General features: G+C 62.3%; 2 protein-coding genes and 1 pseudogene. All 3 read right to left on the bottom strand.

The window, feature by feature from the left end:
• Nucleotides 1-254: hypothetical protein (locus GY769_12325; protein ID MCP4202706.1), on the bottom strand; the 254-nt coding region annotated here is incomplete at its 3' end.
• Nucleotides 251-1,346 (bottom strand): annotated as a pseudogene (locus GY769_12320) (IS630 family transposase). The pseudogene GY769_12320 and the gene GY769_12325, both read right to left, overlap by 4 nt.
• Nucleotides 1,347-1,505: 159 nt before the next feature.
• Complete coding sequence (locus GY769_12315; GenBank protein ID MCP4202705.1) at nt 1,506-1,916, bottom strand: hypothetical protein; 411 nt, start codon at nt 1,914-1,916, stop codon at nt 1,506-1,508.
• Between the last annotated feature and the right edge of the window lie 18 nt (nt 1,917-1,934).

Below are 1,934 nucleotides of genomic sequence, written 5' to 3'. Positions count from 1 at the left end.
TCGTCGCGTACCGAGAGCAAGGCAGCGGCCATGGCAGCGCGCTCGGCGAGCATCGGTGCTGCCTTGGTCTCAAACGCCCCGGGGCGCGAGAAGGCTCCGACCGCCGCCTCACGAACCGGCTCCTCCGGCGCATCAAACAACTGGACAAGTTGGTGCACTGCCCGCTCGGCACCATCGCCAGCTTTCAGCACGACGGTACCGAGAGCCTTAGTACAGCATTCCGCAAGTTCGGCGACGTATTCCCGGATGCTCAAGCGGCTATCCTCAGGTCGCTGTCGTAGTCTGCGAGTCGATCCATCAGCTTGGCGAGATCGTTCCGGGTAAATTTCCACTGAAACGGCCGAGCAACCTCCTCATAGTAGCGCTGAAAGCCCAGCAGTCTTTCTTCGACCTCCTCAAGTGAGGAGAAATCGTTGGGTCGCAAGGCCTTTCGCTGGACCACCGAGAAGTAGATCTCGATCTGATTCAGCCAGCTGGCATGAACGGGCGTGTGAACGACGACCGTGTTGGGCCACTTGTCCTGGAAGCGCTTCACGCAACTCTGGCCGCGGTGGGACGAGCCATTGTCCACGATCCAGAAGACCCGCTCCGCGCTGCAGTACGGCTCTTGGACCATGACCTCAGCGACCAGACGCTCGAAGGGCACGATCCCGGTCTTACGCTCGCAGCGGCCGAAGATTTTGGCCCGGCGAACGTCCCAAGCCGCGAAGTAGGCCCAGGCCCCCCGACGCTCGTACTCGTGCTCGAGACGCATCGGGCGGCCGGGCGCCGGGGCTTGTGTGGGATGCTTCCGTTCGCGACATTGGATGCTCGTCTTCTCGTCCGCAGAGATCACGAAGTCATTCAGGTTCAGACATTTACCCTGCCATCGTCCCTCGTAGAGGTCGAGGATGCATCCCGCCTTCTCCGCGAAAGCAAGGTCGCGTGGGAAGATCCAACTGCGATAGCGCCAAGGCCGGATGGCATCCTCGCTCAGCCAGCGCCACACCGTCGTCTTCCCAATCTCGGCGACCAGACCCTGAGCAATAGCCTCGCGTTGGAGATCCGCAGTGCTGAAGCGGGACAGAGGCAGATCCCGCTCATGGGGTAGCTCACACGCGAGCGCCTTGACCGCCACGACGACCGAGGGGGGAAAACTTGCGGGGACGACCGCTGCGCTCTCCTTCCTCGAGGCCCGCCAAGCGCTTCTCGAAGAAGCGCTTGCGCCACTTGCTGACGATTTGACGTGAGGTATCAAGACGCTCACCAATCTCCTTGTTACTCAACCCAGCGGCTGCGTAGAGGATGATCTTGGCCCGAATGACCTCAATGTACGGTGACGTATACCTTCCAGCGATTGCCTTCAAGCGTTTGCGCTCATCAGGCTTCAGGACAATGGGGAATGGTGATTTCCTCGGCATCTCGGAAGCAATTATACCCGATGACACCACTATCAAGCAAGTCCAAATACGTAATCGTACTTATGGGATCACGTACTTAGCTCGCAAGGGGGTCTGCGCTTCGCGTCATCCTTCGTTGGGCGACAGGACGACCGCACCGTCGCGGCCGTCGCCTCGCACTCGCAGCAGGACAGCTCCCCGGTCGTTGACGTCGACCACCGATGTCACCTCACGCTGCAAGCCGGCGGCGCGGAGCAGCTCTCCGAGGTCGCGGACTCCGCGCGCTCCGACGTGAAGGAATCGCTCGACCGGCTCGCCTGTGGCGCTCGTACCCTCAAGCCGGCCCACGAACTCGCGCCGCTCGTTCATGTCGACCACCTCGATGTGGTCAAAGATAACGTCCTCGCCGAGGAGGGCCTGGAAGTCCGTCCGCCCGGCCACCACCCGGAGCTTGGGAGAGCGCCTCCCGTCCCAGGTGGAGCGGAGCTCCGGCCCGGGGTTCAGGAACACACCGCCGACGCCCCCTTCCGACGTCACCCAGCCGGCGGAGCTTCC

The sequence above is a fragment of the bacterium genome, assembly GCA_024224155.1.
Lineage (GTDB): Bacteria > Acidobacteriota > Thermoanaerobaculia > Multivoradales > JAHEKO01 > CALZIK01.
This window is presented reverse-complemented; position numbering and strand designations above follow the sequence as displayed.